Source organism: Glutamicibacter sp. AOP12-B1-11 (assembly GCF_052379245.1).
Classification (GTDB): domain Bacteria; phylum Actinomycetota; class Actinomycetes; order Actinomycetales; family Micrococcaceae; genus Glutamicibacter.
In genome coordinates this window covers 71,084-89,007 of record NZ_JBQSYL010000016.1, presented here as the reverse complement: position 1 = coordinate 89,007, position 17,924 = coordinate 71,084, and the positions used below count along the sequence as shown (strand labels likewise).

The window sequence follows — 17,924 nt, the reverse complement described above, 5'->3', positions numbered from 1 at the left end:
TTGTCAGTCTAACCCGTGCTACCGACAGTGAATATCATCCTTGCGATTGATTTTTGCCAATCATTAAATTTTTCCGAATTCCCGGTGAATATCTGCGCATGGTGGCGTTGATCGTAGCGTGTGCACCTAACAGCGGAATGCGCCCGAATGAGGCCCTCGGCCTGCCCGGCGAGCTCGCTGAATCAACGCGGTCGAACAACACCCATTAAAACCCCCGCTCGATACCTTGCGCCGCTATTTCAAAGAGGTTGTTGACTCGCGAACAACGAGCTTGGTCTCCAGCTGAAAAGGGTGGGCAAACCTGCCCGGATCATCGACTAACGCCAGCAGCCGCTCCACGGCAATTTGCCCCATCGAATCCAATGGCTGGCGCACCGTGGTCAACGGCGGAGACATCCACAACGCAGCAGCTACATCGTCAAAGCCAACCACACTGAGCTTCTGGGGAATTCCAACGCCCAGTTCCTCCGCCGCACGCAGCACACCCAGTGCCACATCATCCGAAACCGCAAAGATCGCAGTCGGAGGGTTCTTTGCATGCAGCATTTTCAACGCTGCGGCACGTCCAGATTCAGGCCTGAAGCTACCGCCGGCAATAAGGGATTCATCAACAGGAACGGCGGCTTCTTGCATTGCGGTGCGGAAGCCTTGCAGTCGCTCGCCTGCCGGCACGGAATGACGAGGGCCGCTAGCGAATCCGATTCTTCGGTGGCCCAGAGCAAGCAGATGCTCGGTTGCCTGCTTTCCACCTTGCCAGTTGGTGGCTCCGATGGAGACCATATGCTCCGCGTTGGGGGCGGAGGGGTCAATGACGATCACCGGCAGTTCATGACTCCGGCACCAGCGGACCTTGCTGTCCTCCAGGAAGGTCGTAACAAGAATCAACCCGGCCACACCGCTCTTCACCTGCTCGCGAAGCCAAGCCATCGACAGCACATCGTGCCCCCGAGCCTCCCCCTCGATACAGGTATTCACCAGGTCCACCCCAGCACGCTTCGCAGCGCGGATCGCCCCATTCAGCACCGTTGCCGCATAAGGGCTGTCGAAGTGATCGAACACGATAACCACTCGCTTGCTTCCATTGTTCGCTTTCGAACGAGGGCGGGGCGCATATTCCAGATCTTCGGCAATTGCCGCAATTTTTCGACGCACGGATTCACTGACGTCCCCGCGATCATTAAGTGCCTTTGAAGCCGTAGACATTGACACACCTGCGGCTGCAGCAACGTCCTGAAGGCGAATACCCACAGAGCCACCTCCTAATCATGCGTTCCGCCGAACGCTCAGCACCCGACTGACATCATCTGTGATGCACGACATAATATATCGCAAATCTGTCAAGAAAATCTACGAAACTTTCGCCATGAGTCTACGGAACAAATGAACGAAAATGAGAATTCCACGCACCCTCCCCACCTATCCCGGCCGAAAATTTGGGAACCCGACGTTTCGGCCAATTCCCCTTGACGAGACCTAGGCCACACTATAACCTTTCTCCACCGTCGCTAACTTTCCGAAACTTTCGTTCATACGTGTCGGTTGAACGTTGTCTCTCCCCTGCCAAGCAAAGGAATCCCGCAATGCGCAACGCCAAGAACTTGCCCTCCTCTTCCTCGCGGAAATTCAGCACCCCTCGACGGCTGCTGGTTTCTGCTGCCATGATTGCCCCGCTGGCCTTGGCCGCCTGCGGGGGCGCACAGCCGGGCGGAGAAGCCAACGGCGAATTCTCCGCTTGGGCACTGACCGGCACCCAGCAGAACGCATTCAAGGATTCCTTCGCCCAGTGGAATGAAAGGAATCAGGAACAGCCCATCGCCGCCGATTTCTTCGCCAACGATGCCTATAAGGAAAAGGTCCGCACCGCCGTCGGTGCCGGCAACGCCCCGACCCTGATTTTCAATTGGTCCGGTGGCACCCTGGCTGACTATGTGGCCAACGGCAATGTGGTGGATCTGACCGGCAAGGTCGATGCGCTGGAAGAACGTGCCATCGAGGCCATCGAGAAGACCGGTGAAGTTGACGGCGTGCAGTACGCCGTCCCAAATAACAGCACCCAGCCAGTGGTGCTCTACACCAACAAGAAGCTCTTCGAACAGGTAGGCGTCGAGGCCCCCGCCACCTGGCAGGAAACCCTCGACGTGGTCAAGGCATTCAAGGCCGAGGGCATCATCCCCTTCGCTGTCGCCGGACAGAGCCAGTGGCCCTACCTGATGTGGATCGCCTACCTGACCGACCGCATCGGCGGCCCGGAGGTCTTCCAGGCCATCCAAAACAATGAACCCAATGCCTGGAGCCACCCGGCGGTCACCGAAGCATTGACCAAGATCCAGGAGCTGGTCGAGGCCGGCGGCTTCGGCGACTCCTACGGCTCGGTGGTCGCCGACGCCAACGCCGACGCCGCCCTGGTCCACACCGACAAGGCCGCCATGCTGCTGCAGGGTTCCTGGCTATACGCCGGATTCAAGGCCGATGCCCCGCAGTGGTATGAGGAAGAGAATCTGGGCTTCGCACCATTCCCAACCATCGATGGTGGCAAGGGCGATCCATCAAATATCGTGGGCAACCCAGCCAACTTCTGGTCGGTTTCGGCCGATGCCTCCGAAGAAGCCCAGCAGGCGGCCTTCGAATACCTCAACGACTACACGCTGAACGAAGAATCGGTTAAGAGCTTCATCGGCCTGGGCCTGGTGCCTTCGGTTGACGGCGCCGAAGAGGCCATTGCCGCCAGTGAGGACGCAGGCTTCCTGGGCTACGCCTACCAGTCGGTACAAAGCGCACCCAATTTCCAGCTCTCCTGGGACCAGGCTCTGGCCCCCGACCAGGCCCAGGTCCTGCTGACCAACCTGTCGCAGATTTTCCAGGGTTCCATCACCCCGGAGCAGTTTGTAGAAGCAATGAACGCAACCATTAAGTAGCCCCCATGCTGATGAAATCCCATACCGCACCCGTGCGTTCGCGCCGACGGCTCGGCACCAACATCGGCCCGAGCACATGGCTGCTGGCGCCCGCGCTCATCTTCTTTGCCATCTTTGCCCTGGTTCCGCTGTTGGGCGTGGCCGTGCTCTCGTTCATGCACTGGGATGGGCTTGGCACCCCATCCTTCGCAGGCCTGTCCAACTGGCAGCAAACCTTCACCAACCCGGTCACCCTGAACGCCATGTGGCTCACCTTTGCCATGACCGTGCTGTGCTACCTCACCCAGGCACCGATCTCCATTCTGGTTGGCGTGTTCATGGCCGGCGAGCAGAAGTACCGTGCCGTGTACTCGGTGCTCTACTTCCTTCCGCTGCTGTTCTCTGCAGCCGCCGTGGGCATCGCCTTCAAGGCACTGCTGGACCCGAATTTCGGGTTGTCCAAGGCCTTCAACATTGCGCTGCTGAGCCAGGACTGGCTCGGCAGCACCGACCTGGTCTTCTACGTACTGATTTTCGTGATCTCGTGGTGTTTCGTTCCTTTCCACTCGTTGCTGTACCAAGCAGCCGTTAAGCAGATTCCCACCTCCATGAATGAGGCGGCCATGCTCGACGGGGCCGGACGTGTGCGCACCTTCTTCTCGGTCACGCTCCCACAGATCAAGTACACGGTCATCACCAGCTCCACCCTGATGATTGTCGGGTCCCTGACCTACTTCGATTTGGTGTTCGTCATGACCAACGGCGGCCCGGGCAATGCCACGCGCATCCTGCCGCTGGATATGTACCTCACCGGTTTCCGCAGCTACCAAATGGGTGCGGCCAGCGCCATCGCGGTGATCCTGGTGGTGGTGGGCTTGGCGGTCTCACTGTTGCTGAACAGATTCAGCGGCACCGACCAGATGGAAAGCCAGCAGGAGGGCGCCTAATGAAATCGCAAATCAAAACCGGGTACGCGCCGAACGTTCCCGGCGGCCTCGCGGCGACCTTCTGGTTGCTGGTCACCGTAGTGCCGATCTACTACATCGTGGTCACCAGCCTGAAGCCGCGCCAAGAGTACTTCGGGTCCAACCCGCTGGCGTGGCCCCAGAATCTCACCTTCGAAGCGTACGGCAGGGTCCTGGAAAACGACTTCGCACTGTATTTCTTCAACTCTGCGCTGGTCACCGTCGTGTCAGTGGGCGTGGTGCTGATCATTTCGCTGCTGGCCAGCTACGTGATTGTGCGCAACCGCGGCGCTTTCGCGAAATTCAGCCACCGGCTGTTCCTGTTGGGCATTGCGATCCCCATCCAGGCGACCATCATCCCGGTCTATTACATGATCGTGAAAATGGGTCTGTATGACTCGTTGCTGGCATTGATCCTGCCGAGCATCGCCTTCGCCATTCCGATCAGCGTCTTGATCCTGACCAACTTCCTGCGCGATGTGCCTTCCTCGCTCTACGAGGCAATGACGCTGGACGGTGCCAGCCACTGGCAGATGTTCCGGTTGCTGGTACTGCCCTTGTCCAAGCCGGCCATCATGGCCGTAGGTATCTACAACGCATTGCAGGTGTGGAATGGCTTCCTCTTCCCGCTGGTCCTGACCCAGAGCACGGAAGTGCGCGTGTTGCCACTGTCCCTGTGGACCTACCAGGGCGAATTCGCGGTAGACATCCCAGCGGTGCTTGCCGCAGTGGTCCTCTCCTGCGTCCCTCTCCTCGCTGCCTATATTGTCGGCCGCCGCCAGCTGGTGGCAGGCCTGACTGCTGGCTTCAGCAAGTAACCCCCAAAAAAACTTCTGTAAAGGAACCTTGTGAACTACGAGAATTCGATCTGGCGTGACACCGGCCAGCCTATTTCCACCCGCGTCGAGGCATTGATGGCCGAGATGACAATCGAAGAAAAGGTCTCCCAGCTCGGTTCCTTCTGGATTCGACCGGCAGAGCGCAATAGCAATGGTGAAGGCAATGTGGCCCCAATGGAGAACACCTTCTCCAAGGACCAAGCCAGTTTCGACACCGAGATTGTCGATGGATTGGGACAGATCACCCGCGCTTTCGGTTCAGCCCCGCGTGATCCGGCCGCGGGCCGGGCACGTCTGGCCGAGCTGCAGCGCAAGGTCGTGGCGGCAAACCGCTTTGGCATTCCGGCATTGGCTCATGAAGAATGCCTGACCGGCTTCACCACCTTGGGTGCCACCTGTTACCCCGCCTCGATTGCGTGGGGTGCCAGCTGGGATCCGCAATTGGTCAATGAGATGGCCACGCGCATCGGCGCGGATATGAAGAAGGCCGGAGTGCACCTCGGGCTGTCCCCGGTGCTTGATGTGGTGCGCGATTACCGCTGGGGCCGGGTAGAAGAAACACTGGGCGAAGATCCGCATCTGGTCTCTGAGCTGTCCACCGCCTATGTGCGCGGCATCCAGAACTCCGGTGTCCACGCCACGTTGAAGCACTTCGCCGGATACTCCGCCTCCCGTGCCGGACGCAACCACGCCCCGGTGACCATTGGGCATCGTGAATTCGAGGATGTCATCCTTCCTCCCTTCGAGCGTGCGGTGCGCGAAGCCGGTGTGAAATCGGTGATGAACTCCTATTCCGATATCGATGGCGAAACCCCCGCGGCTAGCCACCGGCTGCTGACCGAAGTGCTGCGTGAACGCTGGGGCTTTACCGGCACCGTGGTCTCGGACTATTGGGCCATCAGCTTCCTCGAGACCATGCACCGGATTGCCAAGGACCAGGATGAAGCGGGCATTGTTTCACTAGCCGCCGGCATGGACGTGGAACTTCCCGAAACCAATGCCTTCCGCAATCTGGCCCAAGCCGTGGCCGACGGCCGGCTCAACGCCGAAATACTGGACACCGCGGTGCGCCGCGTGCTGGTGCAAAAAGCCGAGCTCGGGCTGCTCAATGCGGATTGGTCGCCGGAAGCGGATTGGGAAGGCGATCAGGTTGATTTCGACTCGGCAGCCAACCGCGCCCATGCAGGCAAGATGGCCGAAGAATCCATCATCCTGCTTAAGAACACCGGGCTGCTGCCGCTTGGTGGGCCATCGGCCCCGGAATCCATCGCCGTGGTGGGCCCTTCGGCCACCCAACCGCGAGCCCATCTGGGATGCTACTCCTTCACCAACCATGTGCTCTCGCGCTTCTTCGGCGAAGATGTGCATGGCATCGAATTGCCTACGATCCTTGATTCGCTGATCTCGGCTCCGGCGCTGGCCGGAGCCGAGATCAGCTACGAGCGCGGTGTCGATTTCACCGATATGGATGACAGCGGCATTGCCGCCGCGGTAGCGGCGGCTCGCGCGGCCCAGGTGGCCATTGTGACCGTGGGTGACCTCGCGGGCCTCTTTGGCCGTGGCACCTCCGGCGAGGGTTGCGATGTGGTGGATCTTTCGTTGCCGGGCCGGCAGGCTGACCTGGTGGAAGCCGTTCTGGCTACCGGCACTCCGACCATTTTGGTCTTGGTGACCGGACGCCCGTACTCCCTCGGTGCCTTCGCGCAGCGGGCGGCCGGAATTGTGCAGGCATTCATGCCAGGTGAGGAAGGCGGACCGGCTCTCGCTTCGGTACTGACCGGAGATGTCAATCCTTCGGGCAAGCTGCCGGTGCAGATTCCCGATCATATTGGCGGACAGCCGGGCACCTATCTCCAACCCCCGTTGGGTTGGTACTCCGATGGTGTCTCCAACCTTGATCCACGGCCGCTGTATCCCTTCGGGCACGGGCTGTCCTATACCGATTTCGAGCTGCGCGATCTGCAGATTTCGGATGCGGAAATCGCCAATGACGGTACCGTGGACATCTCGGTGACGCTCACCAACACCGGCGATCGTTCGGGAGCGGAGGTCATCCAGCTCTACCTGCGAGATGAGGTCGCCTCGGTAGTTCGGCCCCGTCGCTGGCTGACCGGCTTTGCGAAGGTGGCGCTGAAGGCTGGCGAGTCCAAGCGCGTGAGCTTCACGGTGCATGCGGATCGCACCTCGTTCACCGGGCTGGAGAACCAACGCATTGTGGAGCCCGGCAGCTTTGCCGTGGAAGTTGGCAACAGCAGCGAGGAATTGCCGTTGACCGGTTCCTTCACGATTGCTGGAGAGGTACGCGAAGTGCCCGAAGGAAGAGTCATGGATACGCCGGTGCAGGTGAACGCCGTGGATTCACCCCATTTCCAGGAAGCTGCACCCAGCGGGGCCTAGCTTCGCCGGCGAATAGCTATTCGCTGCTGTCTTCCACCGCTCGCCGCCCGACACCTTCAAGATGCTTTTCCATGGCTGCTCGGGCGGCTTGCGGATCCCCGGCCTGGAAGGCCAGCAGGATCTTGGTGTGTTCGGAGATGGCGCAGTCAGCATCCGTGACGCCGCGTCCGGCGAAGAGCCGGAAGCGCTGCACCTGTCCACCCAGGGCCTGGAAGGCAGTGAGCAAAAAGGGGTTGCCGGTAAATTCTGCGATGAGTCGGTGAAAGTCCTCATCGGCTTTCCAGTAATCCCGGAATTCGCTGTAGGACCCGCCGGTCGGCGCGGTTCGCAACCGCTCGATGGTGTCGGCGAGCTGCTCCACCATTTCCCCGTCAGCCCGGGCGCAGGCCAATTCCGCATTCTCAGCTTCGATAAGTTTTCGAACGGCTACCAGCTGGCCATGTTCCTCTGCCGTCATCAAAGGAGCCACCCGATAGCCCTTGAGCGCAGCACGGCGCACCATCCCGGTATGTTCCAGCCGCGCCAAGGCTTCTCTCACCGGTGTCGGCGAGACACCTAGATCACGGGCAATTCCGTCGATGCTCAGCGCGGCATCAGCCTCAAACCGCCCATCAATCAGGGCGGCGAGGAGCTCCTCATACACGCGATCGGCCAGAACCTGGCGTGAGGGCAGCGAGGTTTGGGAAAAGACGGAGGCCATCAAACCATCATATATTCGTCGGCATTCATTGGCGCTACTTTCAGGTCGAACTATTGACACGGATCACACTTTCCTAGATCCTATAGGAAATAGGATTCAAATATTGGAGGCAGAATGCCCTATACAGCAGCCGACTGGCCGATCACCGCAGCCCTACTGCAGTTCCCCCACGAACTGCCCGCTGGTGGCACAGTCCAAGAAGCCGACGCATCGGTGTGGTTGGACGTTTTCACCGAAGTTCGCGAAGCCGGATTCACCAACGTTGATCTCTTTGATGGTTGGGTCCGCCCCGGAGACCTCAGTGCACAACGCCTCGATGAGCTCAAGGCCACCGCGCAAGCCGCCGGCGTCGGCGCACCAGCCATTTCGGCCATCCGACGCAGCGTGATCGATGAAAAAAGCTGGGAAGGCAACCTCGCCTACAGCCATCGCACCCTCGAAGCCGCCGCCCATTTGGGTTGCGAAGTCGTCTCCTTCGGATTGCATCAGGCCCTGACGCCCGCCCAGCGCGAACAACTGTGGTTCTGGACCGTTGAAGGACATCAAGATCCGGTGGGCGATAGTGAAACCTGGGATAAAGCGGTCTCCCGAATCCGCGAACTCGGCACCCATGCGGCAGAACTTGGCCTCTTGATCTCCTTGGAAATGTACGAAGATACCTACATCGGCACCGGAGACTCGGCCGTGCGCCTGCTGCAGGACATCGATCTTCCCAACGTCGGGCTCAACCCGGACTTGGGCAATCTGGTTCGGGTGCACCGCCCCATCGAGGACATCCATGAGCTCATCGCCAAGACCATGCCCTATGCCAACTACTGGCATGTAAAGAACTACCAGCGCGATGAAAATTTGGCCCGAGGCCATTTCTCAGCCATGCCAACCCCGCTGGAAACCGGCGTGATCAACTACCGCGAAGCCTTCAAGGTAGCCCTCGAAAACGGCTTCCAAGGCATCATCTGCACCGAGCATTACGGCGGAGACGGACTGAGCGTCAGCGCCACCAACCAGCGCTACCTGCGCGAGCAGATCCTGCCCAAAACCACCGGCTACCAGCTCGGCACCCCGCTCGTAGCCCAGGGCCGGCAGCAACTCCAAACCTCCTAACTCGTTTCCCTTCAAGCACAAGCAGGTTCCAGAAGACATGACAAAAATCTTTGACGATCCCACCGGATTCGCCGATGCGGCCATCGACGGTTTGGTCGCAGCCCACCGCAACCGCCTCGAACGGGTGGACGGCGGCGTGGTTCGTGCCAGCGAAATGAAGCGGAACCAGGTCGCCGTGGTCATCGGTGGCGGTTCGGGACACTACCCGGCCTTCGCCGGGCTGGTAGGCCCTGGCCTGGCCGCCGGTTCCGCCTGCGGAAACCTCTTCGCCTCGCCTTCGGCCGGTCAGATTTACCGTGTAGCCAAGGCCGCCTCCACCGGAGGCGGGGTGCTGCTCAGCTACGGCAACTACGCCGGCGACGTGCTGCATTTCGGCCAGGCTCAAGACCGATTGAACGCCGAGGGAATCCAAACTCGCACCGTGGTGGTCACCGACGATATTGCCAGCGCCCCTGTGGAGCGCCGGCATGAACGCCGCGGAATCGCCGGAGACCTCACCGTCTTCAAGATCGCCGGGGCTGCCTCGGAAGAAGGTGCAGACCTCGATGAAGCAGTCCGACTGGCCGAGAAAGCCAATGAGCGGACCCGCAGCCTGGGCGTAGCCTTTGATGGTTGCACCCTGCCCGGCGCCGAAGCCCCGTTGTTCCACGTGCCAGAACAGAGCATGTCGCTGGGTCTGGGCATCCACGGTGAACCAGGAATCTCCGACCATCAGTTGCCTACCTCCCGAGAGCTGGCGGAATTGCTGGTCTCCCAGCTGCTTGAGGAGCGTCCTTCCGCTGCCGGGACCCGGGTAGTACCTATTGTCAATGGCCTGGGCACGGTGAAATACGAGGAACTCTTTGTGCTCTTCGGACACGTAGAACGCCTGCTGACCGCCGCCGGATTGCAGGTCGTTGAGCCCGAATGCGGTGAACTGGTCACCAGCCTGGACATGTCCGGTGCCTCGCTGACCCTCTTCTGGGTGGACGAGGAGCTTGAACGGCTATGGCGCGCCCCTGCCGATACACCTGCATTCCGGCGCGGCAACGTCGCTACCGCGGCTCGACGCACCTTCGCGGTGGCCGACACTGCGGAGCTCGCCCACGAAGCAGCCACCGAGTTCTCCGCGCAGCTCGGCCAGCAAGCGGCCAGCCTGCTGGAAACTACGCGTGAAATCATCGTGCGCCACGAAGCGGAACTGGGAGATCTCGATGCCATCGCCGGGGACGGCGACCACGGGATCGGCATGCGCCGCGGCATCGAAGCAGCACTCGGCGCCGCCCAAGCCGCCGCCGGGGCGCAGAGCGTGCGCGAGGTCCTGGCGGCCGCCGGTGAAGCATGGAGCGAGAAGGCCGGCGGAACCTCCGGCGCCCTGTGGGGCGCGGGAATCACCGCTTTCGGTGAGTCTCTGGGCAACCGTGAACAGTACGGCCCTGCAGACCTGGCCCAAGCCGTCGAGGCCTTTAGCGATGCGGTCATCACCTTGGGCAAAACGGATCTGGGTGATAAGACCATGGTTGATGCCCTGCACCCCTACACGGCAGCCATCCGGGAAGGCATCGAAGCCGGCCAGCCCCTGGGCCAAATCTTGGAACGCAGCGCCAGCACCGCCCGGGAAGCGGCCCTGGCAACCTCGAATCTGCGTCCGAAGAAGGGTCGTGCCCGTCCGCTGTCGGAGAAGTCGCTTGGCCATCAAGACCCCGGAGCGTATTCCTTTGCGCTGATCGTTGCCGGTCTCTCCGCGCAGCATGCCAACAGCACCTTGGCCTAGCCCAACCGAGCACAACAGAAAAGGACAACATGGAAAAGACACTGAAGATCATCATCGGCAATGACGAAGCCGGAGTGGACTACAAGGTAGCACTGAAGGCCTTCTTGGAAGCCGATGACCGCGTGGAATCCGTAGTGGATGCCGGGGTTGGTCCCGATGATTCCACCGCCTACCCGCACGTCGCGGTCGCGGCTGCAAGGCGGGTGGCTGCTGGCGAAGCTGACCGCGCGTTGCTGATCTGCGGCACCGGATTGGGCGTGGCCATCGCCGCCAACAAGGTTCCAGGCATCCGCGCCGTTACGGCTCATGACTCCTATTCCGTAGAACGATCAGTGCTCAGCAATAATGCACAGGTGCTGACCTTCGGGCAACGGGTCATCGGCTTGGAGCTGGCCAAGAAGCTGGCCTCCGAATGGCTCGGCCACCAGTTTGATGCCTCCAGCGGCTCAGCGGCCAAGGTCGATGCGATCTGCTCCTACGAGCCCGAAACCAACTGAACCCACCATAGGGTCAGCGAATCCCCGTCTACGAAAGACTCATCATGGACATCAAAGTAGCAATTATCGGTTCCGGTTACATGGGCGGCGGCATTGGCCAGGTGCTGGCCTTGGCCGGTGCACGCGTAGCCTTGGCCGACACCTCGGCAGAAATCGCACAGAAGAATCTGGAACGCCTGTTGGCCGAATCAGTTGATTTCGAATCCCGCGGACTGTTCCCAGAAGGTGCCACCGAGACCCTGAAACGGAACCTTTCTGCCGCGGCCTCCTTGGAAGAAGCTGTCGCCGGTGCCGACTTCATCGAAGAAGCCGTCCCCGAAGTTCTGGATATCAAGCACGAGACCCTGCGCCGGATCAGCGCGGCCGCCTCGGCAACCGCGGTGATCGGTTCAAACACCTCGACCATCTCCATTGGCGATATGGCGAGCGCCGTGGCCAATCCGGAGCGCTTCCTGGGCGTGCACTTCTCCAATCCTTCTCCGTTCATTCCCGGCGTGGAAATCATTCCCCACGAAGGCACTTCGCAGGATGCGATCGACACGGCCGTCGGCTATGTCGAAGCCACCGGCAAGGAAACCGCCGTGGTCAAGGATGTTACCGGGTTCGTCCTTAACCGCTTGCAGTATGCGCTCTTCCACGAGGCCACCCAGCTGGTGGAAGACGGCGTCGCCTCCGCCGAGGCCATTGACACCCTGGTGCGCACCACTTTCGGATTCCGTTTGCCGTTCTTCGGTCCCTTCGCAATTGCCGACATGGCCGGGCTGGACGTCTACAACTTCTGCTACACGTCCTTGCAAACCGATTTCCCCGAACGGTTCGCCACCCCGGCGATCCTCACCGAGAAGATCGAGGCCGGCCAGCTCGGCACCAAGTCGGGCGGGGGATTCCTGGACGTCCCGGCCGATCAGCTCGAAAGCCTCATCGCCTACCGCAACGAGGCCTACGTCAAGATGGGCCAGCTGCTCAAGGAACTCGGTCCGGCGCCGCTGGCCTCGGTCACCGCCAAGTAGCGTCCCATGGCCGTCATCGATCGTCCGCGCTCCCTCTACATCGGCGTGAGCACAAAAATGTACCTCGGCTACCGGCAGTCGCTCACCTGGCTGGAGGGGGTGCGCCGCGAGCTGCTCGCCCGCAGCGCGGGCGCCCAGGATTTCGGCGGGCGGGACGTGATTCCCTTTGCGGCGCCGTCCTTCCCCGTGCTGGAATCCGCGGCGCGGATCCTTGAGGGCACCGGTTGCCAGCTGGCCGCGCAGAACTGCTCAGCGGCGGACGGCGCCCTGACCGGCGAGGTCAGCGCCGGCATGCTTGCCGAGGTCGGGGTGCGGATCGTGGAGATCGGGCATGCCGAACGCCGCTCCGGCTTCGGCGAAGACGACGGTGTGGTGGCCGCCAAGGTGCGTGCGGCTACCGCCGCCGGGCTGACCCCGCTGCTGTGCGTCGGCGAGCTGGAGCGCGGTGCTGCGCAAGCCGCCGCCGCGCAGTGCCTGCGGCAGATCGCCGCGGCCCTGGGCACGGGGACGGAATCCAGCATCGACCCGTCCGCCGTGCTGCTCGCCTACGAACCCATCTGGGCGATCGGCGCCGCCGCGCCGGCCTCCCCCGGCCACGTCAACTCGGTGCTGGAAATCATCCGGGGGCAGCTGACCGTGCCGGGCTCCCCCGTGGTGCTCATCTACGGCGGCAGCGCCGGCCCCGGCCTGCTGCCGCGCTTGCCGGAGGCCGACGGCCTCTTCCTGGGCCGCTTCGCCCATGCCCCGGCCAACTTCGGCGCCGTGCTCGACGAGGCGCGCGCCCGCCAACTTCACCTGGAGACCCCATGACATCACCGTCCACGCTCGTGCTGGCCGCAGCCGCGGCACCCGAGGCCACGCTGCCCGTGCCCGTCCTGCTGCTGATCGCGGTCCTGGCGATCGCCGTGCTGCTGTTCCTGATCATGAAGGTCCGCCTGCACGCGTTCTTCTCGCTGATCATCGTCAGCCTGCTCACGGCCATCGCCGCCGGCGTGAGTGCCGCCGACCTGCTGGAAACCATCGTCGGGCCGTTCGGTAAAACACTGGGAAACGTTGCCATGCTGGTCGGTTTCGGTGCCGTGCTGGGACGGATCGTGGAAACCTCCGGGGGCGCCCAGGTCATCTCCGAGAAGCTGATCGGGCTCTTCGGCGAGAAGCGTGCGCCCCTGGCGCTGTCGGTGGCATCGCTGCTCTTCGGCTTCCCGATCTTCCTGGACGCCGGATTCATCGTCATGCTGCCCATCATCTATACGGTGGCTCGGCGGGTCGGCGGCGGTCTGCTGAAGTACGCGTTGCCGGCGGCCGGAGCATTCCTCGTCATGCACGCACTCGTGCCACCGCACCCGGGACCGGTCGCGGCGGCCGGCATCGTCGGCGCCGACGTCGGACTGGTGCTCATGGTGGGCCTGCTGGTCGGCCTGCCCACCTGGTACGTGGCAGGCTACCGGCTCTCCTTGCTCCTCGCGGCGCGGACGCAGCGGATCTCCGTACCCGAACTGCTCGGGACCAGGCAGGAAGCGGACCAGGCGGTCCTGCCACGCTTCGCACTGGTGCTGAGCCTGCTGCTTTTGCCGCTGGTGCTGATTTTCATGAATACCGGCATCAAGACCCTGCAAGCCACCGGCGTGGTCCCGGAGGACGCCCTCTGGGCGCAGATTCTCGTCTTCCTCGGCAACACCCCGATTGCCCTGCTGATCTCCGCCTTGCTGGCGATGTACCTGCTGTTGGTCCGGCCACACGAAGGCCCGATCGGTTCAGCGCTGGAGAAGGTCGTCGATGACTCCCTCGCCCCGGTCTGCTCGATCATCCTGATCACCGGCGCCGGCGGAATCTTCGGCGGCGTCCTCACGGCGACGGGCATTGGAGGCGCCATGGCATCCAGTCTCCAAGCCGTCGGCATGCCGCTGATTCTGGCTGGATTCCTGATCGCCGTGATCATGCGCGTTGCCCAGGGGTCGGCCACCGTCGCTGGAACCACGGCGGCGGGACTCATGGCCCCGGCGGTCGCCGCATCCGGCGACCAATCACCGCTGGCGCTGGCCTGCATCGTGGTGGCGATCGTCGCCGGTGCGATCACCCTCTCCCACGTGAACGACTCCGGATTCTGGCTGGTCAGCCGCTTCCTGGGTCTGTCAACGAAGACCGCCCTGTCAACCTGGACGGTCATCGCCACCGCCGTCGGAGTGATGAGCTTCGCCCTGTGCTGGTTGCTCTACGTCTTGGTCGCCTAGCGCGTTTAGGCCGGCCGGCACCGAATCACCGGCCTCTAGCTGACAAACTCCCCAGCGGACCCAAAAGTTCGCTGGGGAGTTTGCTGCATCCAGATGGAAGTCGCTGAACCCACGGCGCGGGAACCGGATTGCATCGGCCCGGCGACCCAAGGTTCTTGAACCCTGGGCAACCCAGTTGCCAAGCCAAGCCCTGCCAACCGCTAGCTGCCGAAAGTCGGCGGCGCAATCCCATCGCGCTTGGTCTTTTCGCGGTCATTCAACTTCTCGGACGGAACAATCACGATGTAATGGTCGATACACAGGAGCATCATTGAGCACCTCAGGATGCCGGGGCCGAAAGCCCTAGAGATCTACCCAAACTAGTCGTAGAATGAAAACTAATTATCGTTATACGAAAGTAGGAATGATGTCAGAACAAGCAGTTAAATTGGTTGCGGGTCAGCCGGCACCAGAATTTACCCTGCGCGATGCACAGTCCGAAGAGGTTTCGCTGTCCGACTTCGCAGGCCAGAACGTCATCGTCTACTTCTACCCCAAGGCAGCGACCCCAGGCTGCACCACCGAGGCCTGCGATTTCCGCGACAATCTCAACTCGCTGAAGAGCGCCGGCTACTCAGTCTTGGGCATTTCCCCGGACGAGCCGGCGGAGATCGCAAAGTTCGCCACCGACGAGTCGCTGAATTTCCCGCTGCTTTCGGACCCGGAGAACCTTGTGGCCAAGGCCTACGGCTCCTTCGGCGAGAAGAGCTTCGGAGAAAAGACCTTTGTCGGCACGCTGCGCTCCACCGCCGTGGTTGCTCCGGACGGCACGATCAGCCAGATTGAATACGCCGTGGATGCGAAGGGACATGTCTCCAGGCTTCGCGAAAAGCTGGGCGTTTAACCACCAGCGGGCCTGTTTCCCAGAGATTTCTGGGAAACAGGCCCGCTGCCAAACTCACCAGCCGGCTAGCGCCCCGCGACCTTCACCAGCTTGTGGTTGATGAACTCGGTCATGCCGTACTTGCCCAGCTCCCGGCCGATCCCCGAGCGCTTCACTCCGCCGAATGGCAATTCGGCCGCCGAGGCCGAAGGTTCGTTGATGGCCACCATTCCGCTTTCCAGCCGCGCGGCGATCCGCTCGGCGCGCGCCAGGTCCTTGGTGTGGACCGAGGCACCCAAGCCATAGTCGGAATTGTTGGCCAACCCGATAGCTTCTTCCTCGCCGTCCACCTTGTAGAGCACCGCCACCGGCCCGAAGAGCTCCTCGGAGAAGGCGCGCATTTCAGGGGTGACATCGGCCAGGATGGTCGGTTCGTAGTAGGCGCCGACGCCTTCGATCCGCTTGCCGCCGGTGAGCACCGTGGCGCCCTTGTCGATGGCGTCCTGCACCTGTTCCGCCAGACCTTCGCGGGCCGCCGCCGAAGACAGCGGGCCGAGAAAGGTCTCGGCCTGGGTTGGATCGCCGACCTTGATGGCGGACACCTGTTCGGCGAGCGCCCGGGAGAAGTCCTCATACACCGAGGAATCCACGATGAACCGCTTGGCCGAGTTGCAGGCCTGCCCGGTATTGCCGAAGCGGGCCCGCATGCCGAGCTTCGCGGTCCGTTCCACATCGACGTCGGGCAGCACCAGGAAGGGATCAGAACCGCCTAGTTCCAGGACCACCTTCTTCAGGTTGCGTCCGGCGACCTCTGCCACCGCCGCGCCCGCGCGTTCGGAGCCGGTCAGCGAGACGCCCTGGATGCGGCGGTCTGCGATGATCTCGGCCGCCTGCTCATTGGTGGCGAAGATGTTCAGGTAGGCGCCGTGCGGCGCTGCGGCTTCACGGAAGATCTGCTCCATGGCCAGCGCGGATTCGGGGCACTGCGGTGCGTGCTTGAGCAGGATCGTATTGCCGTTCATCAGGTTGGGCGCCGCGAAGCGCGCCACCTGGTAGTACGGGAAATTCCACGGCATGATGCCCAGCAGCACTCCGACCGCTTCCTTGCGCACCAGCGCCTTGCCGCCCGAGGCAATTTCCAGTTCTTCATCTTCCAAGAACTTCGGACCGTTCTTGGCGTAGTAGCGGTAGATGGACACCACGATGCCGATCTCACCGAGCGACTGCTTCTTCGGCTTGCCCATCTCACGGGTGATGATCCCGGCAAGCTCTTCGGCACGCGCTTCATAGATATCTGCCACGCGTTCGAGCAGGGCTACGCGGTCGGCCAGCGCAGAGACGGACCATTGCCCATAGGCTTGATGGGCGGTGGTAATCGCGGTCTGGATTTGCGCGTCCGAGGCGATGGGGTAGGTTGCTTCCACGACTCCGGTGGCAGGATTCGTTACTGCGTACATATTCATGCTCCTTCGCTTGGTGGCTTTTCTGCCATGCCCGGAAACCCCGGGTCGACGATCCCATGGCATTTGACCCCAGTCTGCCAGCACCGCCCCACCCGTAGGCAAGACGGCGCGTGAAGAAGCTACACATTCGGTTCGCTAGGACTCGATCCGGGTGAATTCCAGATGCGTCACCCCGCTGCTCGTCGAAGTGGATGCGATCGAGTAGTTTCGCTCCATCCCTTCAAGACCCTCCCAGAGCCTGTCACCGCGTCCTAAGAGGATCGGAACTAGCGCCACGTGCAGATAATCCACCAGTCCGGCGCGCAAGAATTCCCGCACGCTGAGCACCCCGCCACCGAGGCGCACGTCCAGCCCGCCGGCGGCCGCGACGGCTGCTTCCAGGGCTTCCTGCGGGGAGGCATCGATGAAATGGAAGGTCGTCTCCCCCACCGTCTGGGATTCACGCTTCCGGTGGCTGAGCACGAACACCGGAGAATGGAACGGCGGTTCTTCTCCCCACCAGCCGGACCAGCTGGGGTCTTCTTCCCACCCCGGAGGACCGTACTTTCCGGCACCCATGATTTCGGCACCAAGGCCGTCAAACGCCTTCCGGGCAAAAACGTCGTCCTCGGCTGCAGCCTCGTCCAGAGGTACGCGCATTTCGTTGCCCACCAGCGATTGGAAGGTCTGGGTGGGGATGAACCATTCGTGCAGTCGCTCCCCTGCATGCCCGAAGGGTTCTTCGAGGCTGCGGTTCACCCCGCTGCCCATGCCGTCTAGCGAAATACTCAAATTATGCGCTCTGAGTTTTGCCATGACGCATCCTTCCCGTCCAGGTGGGCTACTGTCGTTTCAGGCAACCGCAGGACTGGTCAGCCAGGCGGCCGGAAGTTGTGCCCATAGTCTGCCACTTGGAGGGCACAACCGAAAGGGGTCTGGGCCAGCGATGCTACCGGTTCGGCGGCACATTGGTCGCAAGAAAGTTCCGGCTAATATTTAGGTCCGGTATCCCGCCCTTCCCGGCGAGCATCGCGATGCACGGTATTTCACCATCTCAGGATTGCCGTAGCAGACCAGCGCGTTTCTGAGGTCAATGAAAATTAGTTCATCTCGCTACGAAGTTCCCGTGCTTCTCGGAACTCAAACGCCGTTCAACATCGACTTCTACGCGATAGTTCCCTTATCTTGGGGTGATCCTCACCAATGTTTTCCTTCTGCCCGACACCGCGG

General features: G+C 61.9%; 15 protein-coding genes. 11 read left to right on the top strand and 4 right to left on the bottom strand.

The window, feature by feature from the left end; translation table 11 throughout:
- Positions 1 to 234 precede the first annotated feature (234 nt).
- Positions 235 to 1,248 (bottom strand): LacI family DNA-binding transcriptional regulator, encoded by a 1,014-nt coding sequence (locus tag ACT3UQ_RS11235; RefSeq protein ID WP_258133486.1) that lies wholly within the window; start codon positions 1,246 to 1,248, stop codon positions 235 to 237.
- A 332-nt stretch (positions 1,249 to 1,580) separates the two neighbouring features.
- Between ACT3UQ_RS11235 and ACT3UQ_RS11230 the strand changes: the two genes are divergently transcribed.
- From ACT3UQ_RS11230 to ACT3UQ_RS11215, 4 genes are read left to right on the top strand one after another with little or no spacing between them, the layout of a single operon-like run.
- A complete protein-coding gene (locus ACT3UQ_RS11230; protein ID WP_105552673.1) occupies positions 1,581 to 2,915 on the top strand; it encodes an ABC transporter substrate-binding protein in 1,335 nt (444 codons plus the stop codon).
- A gap of 5 nt (positions 2,916 to 2,920) precedes the next feature.
- Complete coding sequence (locus tag ACT3UQ_RS11225) at positions 2,921 to 3,841, top strand: carbohydrate ABC transporter permease (RefSeq protein WP_219843913.1); 921 nt, start codon at positions 2,921 to 2,923, stop codon at positions 3,839 to 3,841.
- Positions 3,841 to 4,677 carry a carbohydrate ABC transporter permease gene (locus ACT3UQ_RS11220; RefSeq protein WP_444637117.1) on the top strand — a complete coding sequence of 279 codons (837 nt, stop codon included), beginning with the start codon at positions 3,841 to 3,843 and terminating at the stop codon, positions 4,675 to 4,677. The genes ACT3UQ_RS11225 and ACT3UQ_RS11220 overlap by 1 nt, the downstream gene beginning before the upstream one ends.
- Before the next feature lie 30 nt (positions 4,678 to 4,707).
- Entirely contained in the window at positions 4,708 to 7,095 is a 2,388-nt protein-coding gene (locus ACT3UQ_RS11215) for a glycoside hydrolase family 3 N-terminal domain-containing protein (RefSeq protein WP_444637116.1), read from the top strand.
- Positions 7,096 to 7,111: 16 nt separating this feature from the next.
- Here the strand turns inward: ACT3UQ_RS11215 and ACT3UQ_RS11210 are convergent, their stop codons facing one another.
- The gene (locus ACT3UQ_RS11210; protein WP_444637115.1) at positions 7,112 to 7,795 is read right to left on the bottom strand and encodes a GntR family transcriptional regulator; all 684 of its coding nucleotides are present in this window, start codon (positions 7,793 to 7,795) and stop codon (positions 7,112 to 7,114) included.
- A 114-nt stretch (positions 7,796 to 7,909) separates the two neighbouring features.
- Here ACT3UQ_RS11210 and ACT3UQ_RS11205 point away from each other — a divergent pair, with 114 nt between their 5' ends.
- From ACT3UQ_RS11205 to bcp, 7 genes are all read left to right on the top strand, one after another.
- Positions 7,910 to 8,899 carry a sugar phosphate isomerase/epimerase family protein gene (locus ACT3UQ_RS11205; RefSeq protein WP_105552670.1) on the top strand — a complete coding sequence of 330 codons (990 nt, stop codon included), beginning with the start codon at positions 7,910 to 7,912 and terminating at the stop codon, positions 8,897 to 8,899.
- A gap of 37 nt (positions 8,900 to 8,936) precedes the next feature.
- Positions 8,937 to 10,652, top strand: coding sequence for a dihydroxyacetone kinase subunit DhaL (gene dhaL / locus ACT3UQ_RS11200; protein ID WP_105552669.1), 1,716 nt, complete (start codon positions 8,937 to 8,939; stop codon positions 10,650 to 10,652).
- A gap of 29 nt (positions 10,653 to 10,681) precedes the next feature.
- The gene (locus ACT3UQ_RS11195; protein ID WP_105552668.1) at positions 10,682 to 11,149 is read left to right on the top strand and encodes a ribose-5-phosphate isomerase; all 468 of its coding nucleotides are present in this window, start codon (positions 10,682 to 10,684) and stop codon (positions 11,147 to 11,149) included.
- Between the two features lie 44 nt (positions 11,150 to 11,193).
- Positions 11,194 to 12,159, top strand: a complete 966-nt coding sequence (locus tag ACT3UQ_RS11190) for a 3-hydroxyacyl-CoA dehydrogenase family protein (protein ID WP_444637114.1) — start codon at positions 11,194 to 11,196, stop codon at positions 12,157 to 12,159.
- Between the two features lie 6 nt (positions 12,160 to 12,165).
- Positions 12,166 to 12,969 carry a triose-phosphate isomerase gene (locus ACT3UQ_RS11185; RefSeq protein WP_444637113.1) on the top strand — a complete coding sequence of 268 codons (804 nt, stop codon included), beginning with the start codon at positions 12,166 to 12,168 and terminating at the stop codon, positions 12,967 to 12,969.
- Positions 12,966 to 14,390, top strand: a complete 1,425-nt coding sequence (locus ACT3UQ_RS11180) for a GntP family permease (RefSeq protein WP_105569493.1) — start codon at positions 12,966 to 12,968, stop codon at positions 14,388 to 14,390. The genes ACT3UQ_RS11185 and ACT3UQ_RS11180 overlap by 4 nt, the downstream gene beginning before the upstream one ends.
- Before the next feature lie 403 nt (positions 14,391 to 14,793).
- The gene (bcp, locus tag ACT3UQ_RS11175) at positions 14,794 to 15,273 is read left to right on the top strand and encodes a thioredoxin-dependent thiol peroxidase (RefSeq protein ID WP_374954788.1); all 480 of its coding nucleotides are present in this window, start codon (positions 14,794 to 14,796) and stop codon (positions 15,271 to 15,273) included.
- A 65-nt stretch (positions 15,274 to 15,338) separates the two neighbouring features.
- On the opposite strand, the gene ACT3UQ_RS11170 is transcribed toward bcp, so the two are convergent.
- Positions 15,339 to 16,709: an NAD-dependent succinate-semialdehyde dehydrogenase gene (locus ACT3UQ_RS11170; protein ID WP_444637112.1), complete on the bottom strand. Its 1,371-nt coding sequence runs from the start codon at positions 16,707 to 16,709 to the stop codon at positions 15,339 to 15,341.
- A 141-nt stretch (positions 16,710 to 16,850) separates the two neighbouring features.
- Positions 16,851 to 17,510, bottom strand: a complete 660-nt coding sequence (locus ACT3UQ_RS11165) for a dihydrofolate reductase family protein (protein WP_444637111.1) — start codon at positions 17,508 to 17,510, stop codon at positions 16,851 to 16,853.
- Positions 17,511 to 17,924: the final 414 nt, after the last annotated feature.

Coding starts and splice junctions, on each gene's coding strand:
- ACT3UQ_RS11180 (WP_105569493.1), top strand. CDS start 12,966: ATGACATCACCGTCCACGCTCGTGCTGGCCGCAGCCGCGGCACCCGAG.
- ACT3UQ_RS11220 (WP_444637117.1), top strand. CDS start 3,841: ATGAAATCGCAAATCAAAACCGGGTACGCGCCGAACGTTCCCGGCGGC.
- ACT3UQ_RS11210 (WP_444637115.1), bottom strand. CDS start 7,795: ATGGCCTCCGTCTTTTCCCAAACCTCGCTGCCCTCACGCCAGGTTCTG.
- ACT3UQ_RS11165 (WP_444637111.1), bottom strand. CDS start 17,510: ATGGCAAAACTCAGAGCGCATAATTTGAGTATTTCGCTAGACGGCATG.
- dhaL (WP_105552669.1), top strand. CDS start 8,937: ATGACAAAAATCTTTGACGATCCCACCGGATTCGCCGATGCGGCCATC.
- ACT3UQ_RS11230 (WP_105552673.1), top strand. CDS start 1,581: ATGCGCAACGCCAAGAACTTGCCCTCCTCTTCCTCGCGGAAATTCAGC.
- ACT3UQ_RS11225 (WP_219843913.1), top strand. CDS start 2,921: ATGCTGATGAAATCCCATACCGCACCCGTGCGTTCGCGCCGACGGCTC.
- ACT3UQ_RS11205 (WP_105552670.1), top strand. CDS start 7,910: ATGCCCTATACAGCAGCCGACTGGCCGATCACCGCAGCCCTACTGCAG.
- ACT3UQ_RS11190 (WP_444637114.1), top strand. CDS start 11,194: ATGGACATCAAAGTAGCAATTATCGGTTCCGGTTACATGGGCGGCGGC.
- ACT3UQ_RS11170 (WP_444637112.1), bottom strand. CDS start 16,709: ATGTACGCAGTAACGAATCCTGCCACCGGAGTCGTGGAAGCAACCTAC.
- bcp (WP_374954788.1), top strand. CDS start 14,794: ATGATGTCAGAACAAGCAGTTAAATTGGTTGCGGGTCAGCCGGCACCA.
- ACT3UQ_RS11185 (WP_444637113.1), top strand. CDS start 12,166: ATGGCCGTCATCGATCGTCCGCGCTCCCTCTACATCGGCGTGAGCACA.
- ACT3UQ_RS11195 (WP_105552668.1), top strand. CDS start 10,682: ATGGAAAAGACACTGAAGATCATCATCGGCAATGACGAAGCCGGAGTG.